Origin of the sequence: Phytoamicus setariae, from assembly GCF_016722925.1 — a bacterium.
Taxonomy (GTDB): Bacteria; Pseudomonadota; Alphaproteobacteria; order Rhizobiales; family Rhizobiaceae; genus Rhizobium_E; species Rhizobium_E setariae.
The window spans coordinates 245,175-264,132 of sequence record NZ_JAEQNC010000006.1 but is presented as its reverse complement, the minus strand read 5'-3'; the positions used below and the strand labels follow the sequence as shown (position 1 = coordinate 264,132).

Genomic DNA, 18,958 nt, shown 5'->3' with positions numbered 1-18,958 from the left:
AGGCGGTAAAATGTCCAATCTCGCGGAAACCGCAGTCAACCCACCGACAGAGTAACATCTACCGGTGCTAACCACAAAAAATCTTCAAGAAATTGCCAGCCCCATGCCAGATGCATTAGCGGAGGTGCGGCGAAACCGCAATCGTCTGTTCCATCCAAGGTAAACGCGTCCGAAGAGCTTGCGGACGCGACCAACTGCAAATGATATCTGCCTAGTGATAGCGGCGGATCAGGCCCACCAACTTACCCTGGATCTTCACCCGATCCGGTCCGAAAATACGGGTTTCATAGGCTGGGTTTGCCGCTTCAAGGGCAATGGATGCGCCCTTGCGACGAAACCGCTTGAGAGTAGCTTCTTCGTCATCGACAAGCGCAACCACGATGTCGCCAGGGCTGGCGTTGCTACCGTTTCGAATAATGACCGTGTCTCCGTCAAGAATGCCTGCCTCGATCATCGAGTCGCCCTTGACTTCGAGCGCATAGTGCTCGCCGCTGCCGATCATCCCGGCCGGCACTGAGATGTCGTGGGTATTGTTCTGGATAGCGGAAATCGGCACGCCGGCTGCAATCCGCCCCATGACAGGAATTGCAACGGAATCGGAGTGTTCGTCATTTGCCGGCGGGCGGACAGCCGGGGCAGGCGGCGCCTTGCCAAGCGAGCCTTCGATCACACTGGGCGAAAAGCCCTTGACCTGTGGCTTTAGGCTCGACGCATAGGCTTCGGGAAGCTTGATGACCTCCAGCGCACGGGCCCGGTTCGGCAGGCGGCGAATGAAGCCACGCTCCTCCAAAGCTGTAATCAGGCGGTGAATGCCCGATTTGGACGCAAGATCCAGCGCATCCTTCATTTCATCGAAGGAGGGCGGCACGCCTGACTCCTTCATCCGTTCATGAATGAAAAGGAGTAGTTCTTGTTGCTTTCTTGTCAGCATCACAGCCCTCGCAGAATCGCGAAACAAATCTGGAACAAACACTATATGTTCCATTTATGTTCCGCAAGGGCTTTATATTAGGTTAATGTTGCTCAAAATGTTGCGGGCATCGAACCTAGCTCACGAGCAGCACGATTATGCTGCCGAAGGTCGTCAGTATGATGTTGCCGAGAGCATAGGGGACCGTAAATCCGATGACAGGCGCCTGGCTCTTGGCGCGCTCCTGGACGGCAACCATCGCAGCGGTCATGGTTTGGGCACCGGACACTGCGCCCAGAAGCAGAACCGGGTTCATTCGCAAGATATACTTGCCGAACAGCATTCCGATGGTGGGCGGGACGCATGTGCAGAAAATGCCTGCGATAAACAGCGGAATGCCAACGTCCTTCAGGCCAGCTATGAAGCCAGGACCAGCATGAAGGCCGGTAATTGCGACGAAACCCGCCAGACCAAAATTTATAAGGAATAGACGGGTGGGCTCCGGTATGTTTCCGACCATCCACGGGCGCTTACTATGAAGCCAGCCCAGGAACAGACCGGCGAGCAAAGTGCCGACCGAGGTGGACAAGGCCAGTTTGACGCCGCCGATATAGAGTGCGGGGAGGCCGATAAGGCATCCAACCACAATGCCGACGCCCAGCGTAAACATGTTTGTCAAGATAGAGGGACGCTCCCAGTAGCCGAGATCGTCCGCAGCCTTGGCCAGGGATGCGGAGTTTCCGACGAGCGAAATGCCGTCTCCCTGTTGCAGCCGGGTTTTCAGCGATATCGGGATATCCTGTTCACCGCGGCGTAGCCTTGTAATGAAAATTCCGCGGGTGTAGTCGCGCGTGGCGGCTATCTCGCCCAACGTTTCTTTTTCGATAGCTGCATTCGTGATGATGATGTTGGCAGAGTCGAAGGGGATGTCGAGAAGCACCGCGTCGTCTTCCTCGCGTCCAATTTTGCTGGTGAAATCGACAATCCAGGATCGTCGGCCGGCCAATGCAACAACGTCGCCAATCTTGAGAGCCGTGGAGGGCGTGGCATCAATGATGTGGTCGCCATGCCTTACCCGCAACACGGTCAGCCGCTGACCTGCGGCTGCGGCTTCCGCTTCCAGATCGGCGACGGTCCGAAATCGGTCCGTTTCAATTAGAACCCCACGCGCTGCCTGAACCGAATAGGCGGAACGCACGCTCGTTTCCTCTTTGATTCCCAGTTTCGCATCAAGCGCCTTGGCTTCCTTCTCCAAGTCGATACCCAGCAATTTCGGCAGGACCGCCGCAACGAATATGACCTCGCCCCAGAAGCCGAATAGGTAGCAGACAGCGTCGGCGATCGGGATCTGGTTCACCAACGCCAACCTTTCCTGCTCCGGCAAAGGAAGAGCCATGATCGCTTCGCTCGCGGTACCCATCGCCGAAGACTGGGTGAGGGCACCCGAAAGCAACCCTGCTGTATAGCCAGTGGACAGCCCCATCAATCTTGAGGTTAGCCAGACCATCAACAGACCGGAAAAACATACGACCAGGGTCAGCACGAGAGGCCCAAATCCATCCTGCCGCAGGGCTCGAAAGAACTGCGGCCCAGCGCCGTAGCCATTGGCGAACAGAAACAGCAGCAGAAAAATAATCTTGAGTTCGTTGCTAACTTCGATTGCCAACTGGCCCATCAGAAGGCCGGCAAAGAGGGCGCCGGTCACAAGACCGAGCGCGTGCCCCCCCAAGCGAACCTTCCCAATGAGATAGCCAAGCGCCAGCGTCAGAAACAGCGCAATTTCAGGATGAGAGCGCAGGATATCTACGACCACGGTAAGCATGGCTTTCACCGTCCCGATATGGATTGCTTCTATTGACAGTTAGTATCAGAGTGCGAAGTCAAAGCTCGCGGCTGCCTAGGCCAGAAGCAGCACGAGCACCATTCCCCAGATTGTCAGCAGCGTGTTTCCGACGGCATAGGTCACCGTGTAGCCGAGCCCGGGTATCTGGCTCTTGGCACGATCGTTTATCATCCCCAGGGAGGCCGTCGTGGTGCGCGCACCTGAGCAGCAACCCAGCAGGATGGCCGGATGAAATCGGAATACGTATTTGCCGACATACATTGCAAGCACCAGAGGTATGGTCGTCACCGCAATGCCCCAAAGGAAGAGGCTGAAGCCGAGTTGCTGGAGACCGGCGACGAAGCCGGGCCCTGATGAAATACCGACGACCGCGATAAATACGTTGAGGCCGACGGAGTTCATAAACCACACCGTTGAGGACGGAATGCGTCCGAAAGTCGGATGCACGGACCGCAGCCAACCGAAGAACAGGCCCGAGATCAACGCACCGCCAGAGGTGGACAGGGTCAGCGGGATGCTGCCTATCTTGTAAACAATCGCGCCAACAAGAGCCCCGATGGCGATTGCTGCGCCAATGAACGCGACATCGGCAATATCAGTCTGCTTGTCCGCACGGCCGATTGCATTCGTAGCTGCGGCAAGGTCCTGATTGCGACCCACCAGAGTGAGGATGTCGCCTCGATGCACCTTCGTGTTGGGCAGGATTGGAATGTCAGTGGCGGTCGCGCCGCGGACAATCTTACGAAGGAAAACACCGCGAGACGCAGGCATGGATGCCAATTCCGCCAACGTTTTTCCATTGATATCTTTCGACGTGACATAGACGTCCACGCCACCGGCGGGAACGGCCAGCAATTCGCGGTCATCCACCTCTTCGGCAGCATGGCCGATCAGGTCCACCAACACTTCGCGCCGGCCGGCTACTGCGACGATGTCGCCAGCCTGGACGACCGTATCGCCGGTCGCCTCGATGAGTTGGCTGCCCCGACGAATCCGTTCCACAAACACCCGTTCGCTCGGAAGCAAGCGTTCCGCGTCCGTGACCTTCAGTCCTGCGATCTTGCCGCCCTCCTTTACACGATAGGCGCGCAACTCATAATTGTGCCACGCAGTACCAGCTCCGCCGGCCGCGCTCTTGCCTCCATGTTCCTCCTCGTAGCGCTTGCACTCCGCTTCGAGATCGATGTTGAGCAAGGCCGGTCCGATCAACGCAAGCACGATGGCAGAACCCACAGTACCGAATATGTAGGTAACCGCGTAGGCGACTGGCATCGCATCCAGCATTGTCTTGGTCTGATCTGCCGGTAGCCCCAGGCGATTGATGGCATCGGTAGCCAGCCCCATGGAAGCAGAAATGGTCTGCGAACCAGCGTATAGGCCGATGGCGGAGCCAACGTCATAGCCCGCGAATATGGCGCCGAAATAGGCGGATCCCAGGCAGAACAGGCAGACCACCACTGCAAAGATTGCTTGCGGGATACCGTCTTTGGCAATGCCCCGCACGAATTGCGGCCCAACGCCGTAGCCGATCGCAAAAAGAAACATCAGAAAAAATGTCGCTTTGAGCGGAGGTGAAATAGTGATGCCGAGCTGCCCGATAATGACGGCAGCTATCAGCGTCGCCGTTACCGCACCGAGCCCGAGTCCCCTGAAGGTGAATGAACCGAAGTAATATCCCAGAGCAAGGGATAAGAAGATTGCAATTTCCGGATAGGCGCGGAGTGTGTTCGCGAACCACTCAAACATAAAAGGCCCCCTAGCGCTTCAGCTCGGCAGGCGCCTCGCGCGCTTAACCGGCTGCAATTGGACAGTTAAATGCTGCTCAAGTAATGCGAATAGGCAAATCCGATTGCAACGATACACTCTTGCGCGGGCGTTTCAAGTATGTATTATCGAGACACACTAGCGTAAATTGAATTAGCTCACTCTACTGTAGGTGAGTTCAATCATTCATTGTCTCTGCGGTTGAGAAGAATACGCCTATCCATCCTTTGCCAGACAAGAGGAGTAGGATAGGACGCGAAATTCCTCTGCAAACGCCGTGTGCAATGGCCTGCACAGCATTGCTGTTTTGGCAGGTTCGACTGTAAAATGGATCCTGCCTTGACGGCGTCTGCGCCGGCTATGTCTAGCCCCGCTGCAGACCTTTCTTTCAATTGCTGCATCCAACCCGCCTCTCGCAACCCGCGGATGCAGTTCTTCCGGAGGAGTGCATCATGGCCGAAATCGACTATCGCGAATACGAAAAAATGAGCCCGTTCGAAATCAAGGACGGATTGATCAAGCTGGCGAAGCGCAGTGCCCAGAAAGCCACGCATGCGCTGCTTAATGCCGGTCGTGGTAATCCAAACTGGATCGCCACCGCGCCACGCGAAGGCTTTTTTCTGTTCGGCCAGTTCGCGCTGAGCGAATGCCGCCGCACCATGGACAATCCCGTCGCGGGGCTTGCCGGCATGCCGCAAATGAATGGCATTGCCGCCAGGTTCGAAGCGTGGCTCGACAGGCATGCTGACGAGGCGGGCGCCAACTTTCTTTCCGCCATGGTTGAGCATGCCGTGAAAATGTTTGGCTTTAACGCCGATGCTTTTGTTTTTGAACTCACGGACTCGATCATCGGCGATAACTATCCGGTTCCTGACCGGATGCTGATCCATACCGAACAGGTCGTACACCGCTATCTGATGTGGGCTATGGGTGGTGAAGGCGCAAAGCCCGGAAAATTTGATCTCTTTGCGGTCGAGGGCGGCACGGCTGCCATGTGCTACATCTTCAAATCGCTGATGGCGAACCGCATACTGAAGAAAGGCGATACGATCGCGCTCGGTACGCCCATTTTCACACCCTATCTGGAGATCGCAGAACTCGAGGACTATGCTTTCAAGACAGTCCACATCAGAGCGGCGCAGGAACATCGTTTCCAGTATTCGGATGAAGAGATCAAGAAACTCGAAGACCCGAAGATCAAGGCTTTCTTCGTCGTCAATCCGGGCAATCCGACATCGATGGCAATAGATGCGCCGACTGTGAAGAAGCTCGTCGATCTGGTCAAGACCAAGCGTCCGGACCTGCTCTTGCTGACAGATGACGTTTACGGCACTTTCGTGCCGAACTTCCTGTCGCTTCTGACCGAGCTGCCGTACAACACGATCGGCGTCTACTCCTTTTCGAAATACTTCGGCTGCACCGGCTGGCGCCTCGGCGTCATTGCCATGAACGAAAAGAATTTGGTCGATGACATGATCGCCAAATTGCCTGCCAAGGAGCTCGAGGCGCTCGATAAGCGATATATCTCGATTACGCTTGAGCCCCGCAAACTCAAGATGATCGACAGGCTCGTCGCCGACAGCCGTGACGTCGCCTTGAACCACACCGCGGGCCTGTCATTGCCACAGCAAGTGATGATGACGATGCTGTCCATGAGCGAACTCATGGATAGCAAAAAGGTTTACCAGAAGGCGTGCATGGAGATTTGCCAAAATCGCGTCTCAAGCCTGCTTGAAGGTTTGCCGCTGGACGTCCAGCCCAATCCCAACTTCGCATATTATTACGGCACGATCGACTTCGAGTTCTGGCTGCGTCGCTATATCGGCGACGAGATGGTCGCCTGGCTGAAGCAGAACGTGCATCCGCTCGATCTCGTCTATCGATTGGCAGAAGATCATTCGATCGTATTGCTGAATGGTGGCGGTTTCGATGCGCCGAACTGGAGTGTTCGTGTCTCCTTCGCAAACCTCAACGATGACGTCTATGACGATATCGGTCGCGCGGTTCGCGCGGTAGCACGCGGCTATGTGGACTCGTACCGGGCCTCGCAGAAGAAGTAGAAAGCCCGAAGCGGGCAGGGGCTGATTGCCCCGCAGCCATCCGGCCCTATGGAGCTGGATGGCTGTTCCTGGCGTCTGGCCCTTTTGCCACGCCAAGATCGACTCCCACGCGGGTAGGTGGCTTATTCTTCGCTCTTTCCCTCGACATAAGCGGCCAACGCGTGGACTTCCGACCATTGGAGTAGAGACGTGCCTGTCGCATCCGGTGGCATTTTCCAGCCCGGATCGATGCCTTTCATGTCAGGCAATTCATGTGCAATGCCCTTGTGGCAGTCTATGCAGGTCGCCTTGCCGGGCAACAGGTATTTCGTGTGGATGTCAGCGGCGCGTTGAGTCTGCCTAGACAGGTCCATCGCGATGGAGGAATGGCAGTTGCGGCATTCCAGGCTGTCATTGGCCTTCAGCCGTGCCCACTCATGCTGGGCGAGTTCAAGGCGGTGAGCCAGGAATTTCTCGCGCGTGTCGATGGTGCCGAATATCTTGCCCCAGACCTCCTTGGACGCTTGCATCTTGCGGGCGATCTTATGTGTCCATTCATGCGGCACATGGCAATCAGGACAGCTGGCCCGCACCCCCGATCGATTGGAAAAATGCACCGTGCGGCCGAGCTCCTCGAACACGTTATCCCGCATCTCGTGACAGGAGATGCAGAAGGCTTCTGTATTGGTGAGCTCCAGCGCAGTATTGAACGCACCCCAGAACATCACGCCACCAATGAAGCCGCCGAGCGTCAGAAAACCAAGCCCGAGCGTTGCTGCCGGCTTGGTCAGGACGCCCCATCCCCAGCGGAAGATAGCTTTTGCCCACCCGATCATTGCTCGCTTCCCGCCGGCTTGAAGCCAAGTTCGCTCATGTCCTTGAACGTGTTGTCGACCAATGGCTTCGTATCAGCCTGGGGAACGTGGCATGTCGTGCAGAAGTAACGCCTCGGGGACACGTCGGCGAGCATCTGGGCACCGCGGGTCATGTAGTGCGTGACGCTGATCATCGGCGCCCCCGAGCCTTCCGTGAACTCTCGTTTGTGACAGGAGAGGCAGCGGTTGGCGTTGAGCGTCACCTGATAGCCATCAATCGAATGCGGTATAGTCGGCGGCTGCTCCGGATAGGCCCGCATGCGACGCCGGTCATCGACGACCCATTTTGGAAAGTAGCCGGGGTCGATGTTGAGCATCGGATCGGCACTGCCCGAGAGCTGGGGTACACGTCGTTCCACCATCTGGGCGACCGCGATGGTGGTTGTCAGCAGCAATAGGGCGACGGCGACGACGCCCCAGACCTGATGCCGTATCAGGTGACGGGAAGAATCTTGACCGCGCATTTTTTGAAATCCGTCTGTTTGGAGATGGGATCGGTAGCGTCGAGTGTCACCTTGTTGATCAATTGGCTGGCGTCGAACCAAGGCACGAAGATCACGCCCGACGGCATTTTGTTGCGGCCGCGTATGTCGATCCGAGAGCGGATTTCTCCGCGTCGCGAGACGATCCGCACCTCCGCCCCCTGGTTGATGCCGCGTTTGCGTGCATCCTCGGGATTCATGAAGCAGCGCGCACCGGGGAAAGCCTTGTAAAGTTCGGGAACCCGCATTGTCATCGAGCCGGAATGCCAGTGCTCAAGCACCCGGCCAGTCACCAGCCAATAGTCGAATTCGGCGTCGGGTGATTCCGCTGGCGGCTCGTATGGCACGGCAAGGATGACCGCCCTTCCGTCTTTCTGGCCGTAGAAATTCAATCCTTCACCGGGCTTCACATAGGGATCGTAGCCCTCCCGATATCGCCATCGCGTCTCCTTGCCGTCGACGACCGGCCAGCGCAGGCCGCGCTCGGTATGATAGCGGTCATAAGGCGCCAGATCGTGGCCATGGCCGCGCCCGAAGGTCGCATATTCCTCGAACAGGCCTTTCTGGATATAAAAACCAAATTCCTTTGCTTCGAGGTTTTCATAATCCGGCGACAACTCGCTCAGAGCAAAGCGATCGACATTTCCATTCTGGAACAGAACCTCAAAGAGCGTCTTGCCTTTGTAGGCAGGATTGGCGTCGAGAATGTCCTGCGTCCAGACTTCATCGGTGGTGAAGCGCTTTGAAAACTCTACCAGTTGCCAGAGGTCCGAACGGGCAACGCCCGGCGCATCGACCAGTTGGTGCCACACATGCGTGCGGCGCTCCGCATTGCCATAGGCGCCTTCCTTCTCCACCCACATCGCCGCTGGTAGGATCAAGTCGGCGCTCAACGCCGTCACCGTTGGATAGGCATCCGAAACGACGATGAAGTTATCCGGATTGCGGTAACCCGGGTAGGTTTCGTTGCTTGCATTGGGCGCTGCCTGGACGTTGTTATTGACCTGTACCCAATAGAAATTGAGCTTTCCGTCGTGCAGCATTCGGTCCTGCAGGACCGCATGATAGCCGGGTTTGTCCGGTAACAACCCGTGGGGCAATTTCCAGATTTCCTCGGCGTGCTTGCGGTGTTCCGGGTTCGTGACCACCATGTCAGCGGGCAGGCGATGGGCGAAGGTGCCGACTTCGCGGGCGGTGCCGCAGGCAGACGGCTGCCCGGTGAGCGAGAATGGACTATTGCCCGGCTCGGATATTTTTCCTGTCAGCAGGTGAAGGTTATAGACCATCTGATTGGCCCAGACGCCGCGGACGTGCTGGTTGAACCCCATGGTCCACAGCGACATGACCTTGACTTTCGGGTCGGCATAGAGTTCGGCCAATTCCTCAAGGAAGCCCTTGTCGGCACCGGTCAGTTCGGCTGTTTTTTCCAGCGTGTATTCGGACACGAGCGCCTTGAAGGCCTCGAAGTCGATCGGCGTCATCTTGTCTGCTGTGGCAGCCCCTGTCGCTTTCACTTCCAGCGGATTGTCGGGTCTGAGACCGTAGCCGATATCGGTAGTGCCGGCCATGAACTTCGTGTGCTTGTCGACGAAGTCCTGGTTCACCTTGCCGTTCTCGATGATGTAGTTGGCAATATAGTTCAGGATTGCCAGATCTGTGCCCGGTTTGAAGATGACCGGGATGTCGGCGAGATCCATACTGCGGTGGGTAAAGGTTGAAAGCACCGCCACCTTAACATGTTCGTGCCCCAGCCGCCGGTCAGCGACCCGGGTCCAAAGGATCGGATGCATCTCCGCCATGTTCGACCCCCAGAGCACGAATGCGTCTGCGTGTTCGAAATCGTCGTAGCAACCCATCGGCTCGTCCATGCCGAAGGTCCGCATGAAAGCCACCGCGGCAGACGCCATGCAGTGCCGGGCGTTCGGGTCGAGATTGTTGGAGCGAAAGCCCGCACGCATCAGCTTTGTGGCTGCATAACCTTCGAAGATTGTCCATTGGCCGGAGCCGAACATACCGACTGCAGTCGGTCCTTTTTCCTTGAGGACCTTCTTGCACTGCTGGGCCATCACGTCGAAGGCTTCATCCCAGCTGACTGGCTCGAACTCGCCTTGCTTGTCGTAGACTCCATTGGTCTTGCGTAGCAACGGAACAGTCAGGCGATCCTTGCCGTACATGATTTTGGACAGGAAATAGCCCTTTACGCAGTTGAGGCCGCGATTGACCTCGGCCTCCATGTCGCCATGGGTGGCGACAACCTGACCCGCCTTGACACCGACCATGACGCCACAGCCCGTGCCACAGAAGCGGCACGGCGCCTTCGACCACTTGATCTCGACCGTCCCGACGCCGCCGGGGATCGACTGGGCCGCAGCCGGCAATACGATACCCGCTGTAGACGCGGCGATTGCGGCGGCATGCGCCTTGAGCAACTGGCGACGTGTCAGCTCGGTGGTCATGGCGTATTCTCCTGTGGCATCGTCTGTTCGAAAACCATATTTGCGGACACAACTCCCGCCAGCGCCGAAATCTCGATCAGCCTGTCTCCCAGTGCCCCCAACCGCTCGCCCTCAATCACGATGACGATCTTACTGCCACTGACGGCATGCACTTCGACATCGGGAAAGCGGGCGATCGTAGCGGCCACCTCCACGGCGCGGGCCGGATGGGCCACGACGACGGCACTTGAAATATGCCAGACTGCCGGTGCATCAACCATGTTGGGCCTCGGCCTGTTGGTGTGACAGTCCTATCGCCTGGACAGGACAAACCGAGAGGCAGGCGCCGCATCCGGAGCAACGGGCGGCATCAAGCGTCGGCTGGAATGGCTTTCCCCGGGCGGGAACAAACCGGATCGCCATCTCGGGGCAGACGTCCCTGCAGGACTGACAGTCCACGGAATTCAACGCCAGACAATGATCTTCTATTCTTGCGACATGATCGAAGCGCATCGCGTGGGCCGTGACGAACACGGCCTCGGGACATCGGGCACCGCATTCGCCGCAGAAGTTGCATTCGCCGAGTGAGAAATCGACCGTTGGAGCACCATTGTCCATCCTGATAATTCGCTGGGGACAGCCTGCAGCGCATTCGCCGCAACCCGAGCAGAGCCCGATACTTTCGCGCGTAGCGCCGGGTGGGAGAGGGCCACTGGGTCTGGCGCGGCCCAAGCCGAAAAGAAGACTGCGTCTTGTCTCGACTGAATCCAACATGCGCTAACCGCCATGCGGGCCTGGGGGCCCGTAGATCATCTGGTAGAACCATACTAGAAAACCGTATCCGCCAACGACACCAATCGCCACAATTGGCCAGATACCGAATGCAAGCGCGAAAAAAGCCGCCAACTCGCGAAGCCGGCGCTTTCGGAAGTCGATCGGCCTTTGTGTTGCGATCTCGTCTTCCACCTTGCCCTCCCAGACACTCAACCGATAGTTAGCACCATGGTGTGAACCCGTAAAGGACGATTTTCCGGTGACGGGTCAGGAGGCAGATCGGCTGCACAAGACTGCTGTCGCTACTTGCAACCAATCATCGTTCACGTGGTTGAACACCTTTCAAAGCACCGCTGGACGCCCGTCTGCCGAGGTTTGCGTAAAGGCATCGACCGCGTCATCCAGATCGGCGAAAATCATGGAGCTTTCAACGTTGTCGACGACGCCAGCACGTTTCAAAATTTCAAGCGGCTCGCTGTGAAGCTCGACAATCGCAAACCTCATACCTCTGTTTACAGCAAGTTTCCGGATGTCATCAACCAGCACGGCAGCGGTGCTGTCGATCTGGGTAACGGCACCTGCATCGAAGATGAATTCCCTGGTATCCGGCGCCAGATTTGCAAAAATTTCTTCGATCCTGCCTCTAACGTGTTCTACATTGAAGAACTGCAGGTTTCCCTGGAGAAGGTAGATCACCATGCCGGGAATCGGCTTGGCCTGCGGATGACGATGCAGTTTGTAAAATCCATCTCGACCCGGAATGCGACCCAACAAAGCGTCTCGCGGCATCATTTCTTTCATCAGTACATAGAACAATGTCGCGCACACAGCGACGACTACCCCCTTCAGGACACCAAGGCCGAGAGCACCCGCAATACTGATGAGCGCAAAAGAGAACTCTATGCGGCTGATCTGCCATAGCTCACGCAGGGTTTTCAGATCGATGAGGCTAATTGCAGCCGACGCGAGTACAGCCCCCAGCACCGGCGTGGGTAGTATTGCCAGCGCGTCGGTGAGGAACAGAACCGTGAGAGTAAGGGCGGCGGCTGAAACAACAGCGGCCAACTGTGTTTTCCCGCCCATCATGTCATTGATTGCGGTGCGCGAATCCGAAGATGTCACAGCGAAGCCGCCGAATAGTCCCGAGGCCAAGTTTGCCGCACCAAATCCCAAGAGCTCTTTATTTGCATCGACGGGATATTTGTTTTTCGCCCCAAAGCTGCGGGCCGTCACGATACCGGAGCCGAAACTCACGACCAGCACCGCAGCTGCCCCCAGAATGAGATCAGGTATGCTCACGCCATGAGGGATCGGGATCGTTGGCGATGGCAGTTCCGAAGGGACGGCGCCGACAACGCGAATTCCCATTTCCTTAAAATTGAAGACGTAGGATAACGCGGTCCCGAGTGCCACCGCAACGAGGGGTCCTGGAATCGATGGTCGCCACGCACCCAACAACCGGAGCAACAGGAACATAGCGATACCCAGCACAAGCGAAGGCCAGTGGATCAGGTCCGCTTTTGAAACGATTTCCAGAAGGGGCTGGAACAGCCCGTCACTTTCAATCTTGACACCGGTGAAGCGGCCGATCTGGCCAATGAGGATCGACAGCGAAATGCCAGTCATAAAGCCGGTCAAGATCGGACGTGAGAGGAGGTTGGCGATGAAGCCAAGGCGAAGGAAGCTTGCCAGAAAGCAAAGGAAACCGACAATCACGGCGATCGCCGCAGAAGCCAGTACATTTTCGGCTGTCGAGGATAGGCCGAAAGAAACGAGGACGGCCGCAAGCACCGTCACCGTACCGGCGTCCGGCCCCACGATGAGTTGTCGTGAGGAGCCTAACAGGGCATAGCCGAGAACCGACATGATGCTGGCATATATGCCGATTTCCGGCGGCAGGCCGGCAAGTGCAGGGTAGGCGATCGCGCTTGGCAATCCAACAGCGGCGATAGCCAGTCCAGACGTCACATCGTATCGAAGCCACTCGGGCCGATACTCCTTCATGCTGGAAATGAATGGAAGCGTGAACATCAGATCAAACATCCGCATCAGAAGCAGCAGGCGCTGTCCCAAAACCCATCGAACGGCAGGAACGATCGGGTTGGCGCAACCCGCCTGAATTGACTGGAAATTCAGGCGCAATGGCGGGTGCATTTATGGTTTAAAATGCACCCGCGTTATTGACTGTTCAATGCGGTGTCGGGCGATGCCAGCCGAGGAAAAAGCCGACATCACCAGGCATTCCATGTGGCCATTCCACGATCATGGCCGTGAGGCTGTAGCCGGCCGGCTTCAGACGATCGCGCCAAACTTCATAAGCCTGCCTCGGAACACCGGTCAAAGTTTCGGGCCAATCGGGTTCATTGTTATTGATGGCGCGACCGGAGTCTGTGCAAAGCTCGACGGGGAACTGCAGCACTTTCAATTCGTTTAGCCCTTCGGCCGCCGCCTTCTTGACCCGGTTAAGGACGCTTTGCCGCATTTCCTCGGTAACCGCGACCGGTTTTGACAGTTTGTCCATCAATTCCTTTCGCGCATTTTCCGCAGTGCCCATGGCATTGAAGGCGGCCTTTGCGCGCGCCGAGTCGATCTTGTCGGCATAATCCAACAATTCTTCTGCGGTCATGAACAGATCGTCAGCGCGGGTTGGCTCGTTTTGGTTGTTCTGACTCATCTTGACTTCCCCCTAAGTTCACACATTGCCACTACCTGCCATTGCGTTTTGGGTTGCCGTTGCAAAGCACCGCCTGAGGTTGAATTTAGTTTGCGCATGTGGATTTTCCGGTGAATAATGGTATCATAATTTAGAACAAAGCAATAGATATTAGCTAAACGAAGAGCGCTGGCCATTGGCTCAACGCGCGGGGAGGGTGCACATGAAAACTGATGTGGACTTTGACAAGAAGCGAAAGATCTCGGTTGGTGAGAGTGGCAACGTCCGGTTTCGCATCCGGGATTTTGTCGCAGAACCCGGTAAGTCATTGAACCTAAAGAAAGATTTCGACCCGGATTTTACCGGCGGATTTGATGACAAGGAAGGCGCGCTGGAGCAGGTGGCTGCGAATGTGGAGAACCTGTCGGACATGCAGGAAATGCTCTATGCGCAGGATACCTATTCCCTGCTCATCATCTTTCAAGCCATGGATGCCGCAGGCAAGGACGGGGCGATACGTCACGTCATGTCAGGGATAAATCCACAGGGCTGCCACGTGACAAGCTTCAAGTCGCCTTCGGCCGAGGATCTGGATCACGACTACCTCTGGCGGACTTCCAAGGCGCTGCCGGGACGCGGCATGATCGGGATTTTCAACCGCTCCTATTATGAAGAAGTCCTGGTGGTGAGGGTGCATCCCGAGTTTCTCGCAAAGCAAAGAATACCTCCGGCAACCAGACAAGGCGATATCTGGAAAGGCCGCTTCAAGGAAATAAATAATTTCGAAAAGTATCTTCGCCACAACGGCACGATCATATTGAAATTCTTTCTCAATATTTCCAAGGAGGAGCAGAAGCGCCGGTTCATCGCGCGGATCGATGAACCCGAGAAGAACTGGAAATTTTCGACGGCGGACTACGAGGAGCGGAAATATTGGGACGACTATCAAAGTGCTTTTGAGGACATGCTGGAAAATACAAGCACGGAGTGGGCACCTTGGTTTGTCATTCCTGCAGACAACAAGTGGTTTGCCCGTCTTGCCGTATCGCAAGTGGTGTCTTCTGCCCTTGAGCGGCTAGATCTGAGCATGCCGGTCGTCGATGACAAGAAAAAAGCGGAATTGATGGAAATCCGCAAGCAACTGATGGCGGAAGATTGACGGCTTCCAGTTTGCAAATTCTACTCTGAACGAAGCCCGATTGTCGCTTCTTGGATTCTGGCGTCTGCAAATGACACCGCCCCAGGACTTCGACCGTGGATCGTTGGGATATGATCTCAAGACGTCAAATATCGGCGAGTAAGGGGATTGTAGCTAGACTAGCTCGTTTACACCGAAGATCTGTGCGTCTGGAGTTACCCGAGCATTTGCACTTCGGCTCATTGAAGTGGCCGCCGCCATCGCCCGATTGGAGTAATTTGGGTCGCCCGTTATCTCCTTGCCGAGCCAGGGGGGATGTGGGTTCCTCACACTCTCGTTTTCAAGTTCGATCTCAGCAATAACGAGCCCCTCATAGGGACCATTGTAGACATCGATTTGCCAGCAATAGCCGCAACAATCGACCTCGTAACGGGTCTTCTCCACCAAAGCTGTAGAATGCGAAGCCATCTCCAGCGCATCGAGATACGGAATCTCGTATTCGAACTCTTCTCGCCTCAAAGCGCTTGTCCGGAACTTGATAGCCAGAAATGCTCGCGCGTTGTCGATGATCCGGATACGGACAAAACGGCTCTTCCTTGCCATGAGGTAAGTTTGGCAGAAGACGGATCCGATGGAAGCGTTCTTCCGCCAACTATCGTCCAATACCAGATATTTTCGCTCGATCTCCGCAGCCATTCCGTGACTCCCTACAGTTTCAAGCAAAAATCAAATGTGCGGTCAGCATTTGCTCGCATGCCATCACGATCATTGAACAATCGCGGCAGACGGAGAATTCTATCGCATTGTCGCCGTCATACCGGCTCCCGGCGGCCACCAAGACACACCTGCCTGAGCAAAGGCCTCACCTCACCGTGGGATGCACATTAGCGAGGTCTAAACAAGTTGGCAAACTGGTTTTGCCAAATTCCAGCCAGGTCGAATTACTTCGACTTTGGATGTGCCGCGGTCCATCTCCCGATTGCCAGCTGAACGAAGGCAACGAAGAGGGCAGTGGTTATCCCGAACATCATCAGCCCATTGGCAGCTTGCAGCGGCGCAAGCATGCGGACGCGGCCATCCAGGACCACATCCCCATAGCCGAGTGACGTGAAGGTTACGCCTGAAAAATACATGGCAGTCTGGAAGTCGTCGAAGGCGCCGAGTGCTCCATAGAGCCATGCCCAGAATGCAACCTGCACAATGTTGCCCAACATGAGCAGGGACATCATCGTCGAAAATTGTAAAAACACGGACAGCCAACGTCTCCGTCCCGTCGACTGCTTCATGGCGCGGACGAAATAGCGGACGGCCAGCACCGAGGCCAGTGCTTGAAATGCCAAGCAAGCTGCCATTGCAAGCAGGCCCACACCGATAACGACAATCATGGCGCAGGTTCTCCAATATGGAGGTGCGTATCGTCAGTTGACGGATAAAGCCACTCTATCAGCAACACATAACCGACTGCCAGCAGCACGGGGCCGATGAACAGGCCAAGCAGTCCGTCAGCTATCATGCCGCCGATAACGCCGATCAGGATCACCGGCATCGGCACATCCAACCCGCGGCCGAGCATGATCGGCTTGAGGACATTGTCGCTAAGACCGGCAACAACAGTCCAGACCGTGAAGACCATGGCCGGCGTTGTTGCTTCAGTCGCAAGAACATAGCCAATGATCGGTATGGTGACCAGAAGCGCGGGTATCTGCACGACGGCTACCAGAAAAGTGATGAGCGTCAAAGCACCGGCCGCAGGGATGCCGATGGCAAAGAAACCGATTCCGATGAGCAGTGTCTGGATTAACGCAACACCGACGACGCCCAGCGCGACGCCGCGGATCGTAGCGGCCGTCAGCTTGACAAGTCGAGCCCCCCGAGCCTCGTCGTTGGTTATAGTACTCATCAGTCGCCGGACAAATCCAGTCGCACCTTCGGCATAGGCAACAATCAACGCGGCAATACCTATCGAAAGAACGAAGGATAATCCGCCGGTAGCGAGTCCACCGGCGAACGATGCCAACCAGGCGGCCGACTTACTGAGCATTGGACCATATTTGGCGAGAGCCATCGGCATGTTGGTCGCGACGAGAGACCAACCGTCTGCCAATTTCTTGCCAATCACCGGCAAGTCGGCGAGCCGTGGGGGCGGGGCCGGAATCGTCAGGCTGTGGTTCTGAAGACCCGACACCAGCGCGTATATCGAGGATCCAAGCGATGTGACCACCATGAGCATCGGAACCAGCATGACCGCGACGCCAACCAGTCCGATGATCGTTGCAGACCAACGATTTCCCACACGTGCCCTTAAATGCAAATGCAGGGGATAAAGCATCGCGGCCAGTATGACCGACCAAAGCAGAATGCCGATAAATGGCAATGCAATCCGACTGCAAGCGTAGACGAGGAGGGCGACCAACGCAATTTGCAGCGCCGCGTGAAGGACAGGCGGCCTCGATGGAGCAAAGACAGGGTCAGACACTTTGGGATCCATTGTCGCCTCCTGGGCTACGGCCACCAAAATATTTGCTAAACTGGATGTCCTGTCATTCGAGCGAGGCTGCCTTCTGGTCAGCGCCTCTCGGCTCAGCCATCTCAGCCGAAATTGGAATGCCCGAGGTGTTCTGTTTCAGCGATCAATTTCATGATGCGCCAAGGCTGATCGTCAAACGCACTGCGCGCGTTCAATGCGCTGTGCTTTTAGCGATTATACCCAGGCCGCCAAGTCCGCTCACGAAAAGCTGGACAGCAACGGCGGTCAGGAGAATTCCAAAGACGACTTCAGATATGACAAGACTTGCCGGCTTCATGTGTTTCGCCAACGCGTCGATATTGGTAAACACAACATAATCAAAGGCCGCAACCAGCAAGACCAGCGCTACAACGAGCGCCGCACTTGCAATCGATACGACTTCGCCAGACGCGATTATCAGTATCGTGATGCCAACGGGATTGAGCATATAGGGTACGGCCAGTGGAAAGACCGCGATTTTCGCGGGATCTACAAGGGCTCCCAAATCCTCATCATGCTTTTCGATCGGCCCTGCTGCCATCTTGAGTGCGAGGAGTGCGAGAACAATGCCACCTGCGACTGCAACCGCTCCGCCGGTGATATGCAGAAGTCGCATTAGAATTGCACCGCTCGCAAACAGGATCAGCGCCGTCACGACACCCGTCAGGACCATCTGGCGGCCTATCTTCGCTTTCGTCTCGGCATCGAATTTCTGGGTCATTTCCAGGAATGGCACCAAGGCGATCTTTGGTCCCATTCCTATCAACAGCAACAGCAGAAGCTTGGCCACAAGGCCAACGTCGATAACTGTGAAATCCACTAGACAATCCCCTCAAAGAACTTTGCCCTGCAAGGAACTATCGAACACTTCCGAGGGATTGTCTACCAATTGGCTGGAGCTCGGCAGAGAAATGCTTACTGACGCCGATTGTTGATGTGCCGTGAAACATTCGCGGCTTGAATCATTGCGGCCGCGCGCGCCATCAGAACATTAGGGCGTCCGTATGTAATGAGATTGGAAGGAATGCAATCCCAACTCGAACAGAGCATAATATCCTGTCACATTTGGTGGGAAAACCAGAGGCAGGACATCTGCCTTTGGTTACATTAGCACTTCCGCTGCAAATTGGATGCTCGAATGTTGAGGTGATAATTGTGTCCTCGAAGGATTCCGGGGCAACAAAGGTTGCCCGCTTATCAAGGCGACCTGGGACGGCGGCGTGATTTCGCTGCCAAATTGTCCCGAGATCGTGAAAACGATCCGATATAGAAGCCCCAACTGAAGTCATCCTTCTCCTTTTCAATCAACTCCACGACGCGCTCCTCGGCTTGGGTCGTGGCGATCTGCGACGTGCGGTCAGGCATTTCCGGATTGGCGCGCAGCCTCGCGCCATGGCGTAGCCTAAAAATCCAGTGAACAGCCCGACGAAATCGATGCCGCGTGTAGGCGAATGTGCAAATTGCGACCTTCAGCGCTTGTCTTTCCGACATCCTGAATATATAACCATATAACAATATCTTTATGTGTATATGGAGTGC

General features: G+C 56.0%; 17 protein-coding genes. 2 read left to right on the top strand and 15 right to left on the bottom strand.

What is annotated here, in order from left to right:
* Nucleotides 1-211 precede the first annotated feature (211 nt).
* The 3 genes from lexA to aspT all read right to left on the bottom strand — a co-directional run bounded on the left by lexA (nt 212) and on the right by aspT (nt 4,499).
* Nucleotides 212-931 carry a transcriptional repressor LexA gene (gene lexA, locus JJB09_RS13025; RefSeq protein ID WP_201658543.1) on the bottom strand — a complete coding sequence of 240 codons (720 nt, stop codon included), beginning with the start codon at nt 929-931 and terminating at the stop codon, nt 212-214.
* Between the two features lie 115 nt (nt 932-1,046).
* On the bottom strand, nt 1,047-2,732 hold the full coding sequence (locus JJB09_RS13020; RefSeq protein ID WP_201658540.1) for an aspartate:alanine exchanger family transporter: 1,686 nt from the start codon (nt 2,730-2,732) through the stop codon (nt 1,047-1,049).
* Between the two features lie 75 nt (nt 2,733-2,807).
* On the bottom strand, nt 2,808-4,499 hold the full coding sequence (aspT, locus tag JJB09_RS13015) for an aspartate-alanine antiporter (RefSeq protein ID WP_201658537.1): 1,692 nt from the start codon (nt 4,497-4,499) through the stop codon (nt 2,808-2,810).
* 470 nt (nt 4,500-4,969) lie between these two features.
* On the opposite strand from aspT, the gene JJB09_RS13010 reads away from it, so the two are divergent.
* Entirely contained in the window at nt 4,970-6,577 is a 1,608-nt protein-coding gene (locus JJB09_RS13010) for a bifunctional aspartate transaminase/aspartate 4-decarboxylase (protein WP_201658534.1), read from the top strand.
* Between the two features lie 122 nt (nt 6,578-6,699).
* On the opposite strand, the gene JJB09_RS13005 is transcribed toward JJB09_RS13010, so the two are convergent.
* From JJB09_RS13005 to JJB09_RS12970, 8 genes are all read right to left on the bottom strand, one after another.
* Entirely contained in the window at nt 6,700-7,392 is a 693-nt protein-coding gene (locus tag JJB09_RS13005) for a NapC/NirT family cytochrome c (protein WP_201658531.1), read from the bottom strand.
* Nucleotides 7,389-7,895, bottom strand: a complete 507-nt coding sequence (locus JJB09_RS13000) for a nitrate reductase cytochrome c-type subunit (RefSeq protein WP_201658528.1) — start codon at nt 7,893-7,895, stop codon at nt 7,389-7,391. Before JJB09_RS13000 ends, JJB09_RS13005 begins: the two co-directional genes overlap by 4 nt.
* Nucleotides 7,865-10,369 carry a periplasmic nitrate reductase subunit alpha gene (gene napA, locus JJB09_RS12995; protein WP_201658525.1) on the bottom strand — a complete coding sequence of 835 codons (2,505 nt, stop codon included), beginning with the start codon at nt 10,367-10,369 and terminating at the stop codon, nt 7,865-7,867. The genes JJB09_RS13000 and napA overlap by 31 nt, the downstream gene beginning before the upstream one ends.
* Nucleotides 10,366-10,629 carry a chaperone NapD gene (locus JJB09_RS12990; RefSeq protein ID WP_201658522.1) on the bottom strand — a complete coding sequence of 88 codons (264 nt, stop codon included), beginning with the start codon at nt 10,627-10,629 and terminating at the stop codon, nt 10,366-10,368. Before JJB09_RS12990 ends, napA begins: the two co-directional genes overlap by 4 nt.
* Nucleotides 10,622-11,122, bottom strand: a complete 501-nt coding sequence (locus JJB09_RS12985) for a ferredoxin-type protein NapF (RefSeq protein ID WP_201658519.1) — start codon at nt 11,120-11,122, stop codon at nt 10,622-10,624. Before JJB09_RS12985 ends, JJB09_RS12990 begins: the two co-directional genes overlap by 8 nt.
* 3 nt (nt 11,123-11,125) lie before the next feature.
* A complete protein-coding gene (gene napE / locus JJB09_RS26925; protein WP_201658923.1) occupies nt 11,126-11,302 on the bottom strand; it encodes a periplasmic nitrate reductase, NapE protein in 177 nt (58 codons plus the stop codon).
* 162 nt (nt 11,303-11,464) lie between these two features.
* Nucleotides 11,465-13,165, bottom strand: coding sequence for a SulP family inorganic anion transporter (locus JJB09_RS12975; RefSeq protein WP_425523726.1), 1,701 nt, complete (start codon nt 13,163-13,165; stop codon nt 11,465-11,467).
* Nucleotides 13,166-13,310: 145 nt separating this feature from the next.
* Nucleotides 13,311-13,796, bottom strand: a complete 486-nt coding sequence (locus JJB09_RS12970) for a hypothetical protein (RefSeq protein WP_246748698.1) — start codon at nt 13,794-13,796, stop codon at nt 13,311-13,313.
* A 202-nt stretch (nt 13,797-13,998) separates the two neighbouring features.
* On the opposite strand from JJB09_RS12970, the gene JJB09_RS12965 reads away from it, so the two are divergent.
* Nucleotides 13,999-14,934 (top strand): polyphosphate kinase 2 family protein, encoded by a 936-nt coding sequence (locus JJB09_RS12965; protein WP_201658516.1) that lies wholly within the window; start codon nt 13,999-14,001, stop codon nt 14,932-14,934.
* Nucleotides 14,935-15,087: 153 nt separating this feature from the next.
* Here the strand turns inward: JJB09_RS12965 and JJB09_RS12960 are convergent, their stop codons facing one another.
* From JJB09_RS12960 to JJB09_RS12945, 4 genes are all read right to left on the bottom strand, one after another.
* A complete protein-coding gene (locus tag JJB09_RS12960) occupies nt 15,088-15,609 on the bottom strand; it encodes a CYTH domain-containing protein (RefSeq protein ID WP_201658513.1) in 522 nt (173 codons plus the stop codon).
* Between the two features lie 245 nt (nt 15,610-15,854).
* Nucleotides 15,855-16,298: a potassium channel family protein gene (locus JJB09_RS12955; protein WP_201658509.1), complete on the bottom strand. Its 444-nt coding sequence runs from the start codon at nt 16,296-16,298 to the stop codon at nt 15,855-15,857.
* Complete coding sequence (locus tag JJB09_RS12950; RefSeq protein ID WP_201658506.1) at nt 16,295-17,401, bottom strand: AI-2E family transporter; 1,107 nt, start codon at nt 17,399-17,401, stop codon at nt 16,295-16,297. Before JJB09_RS12950 ends, JJB09_RS12955 begins: the two co-directional genes overlap by 4 nt.
* A 190-nt stretch (nt 17,402-17,591) precedes the next feature.
* Nucleotides 17,592-18,239 (bottom strand): MarC family protein, encoded by a 648-nt coding sequence (locus JJB09_RS12945; RefSeq protein WP_201658503.1) that lies wholly within the window; start codon nt 18,237-18,239, stop codon nt 17,592-17,594.
* Nucleotides 18,240-18,958 lie beyond the last annotated feature (719 nt).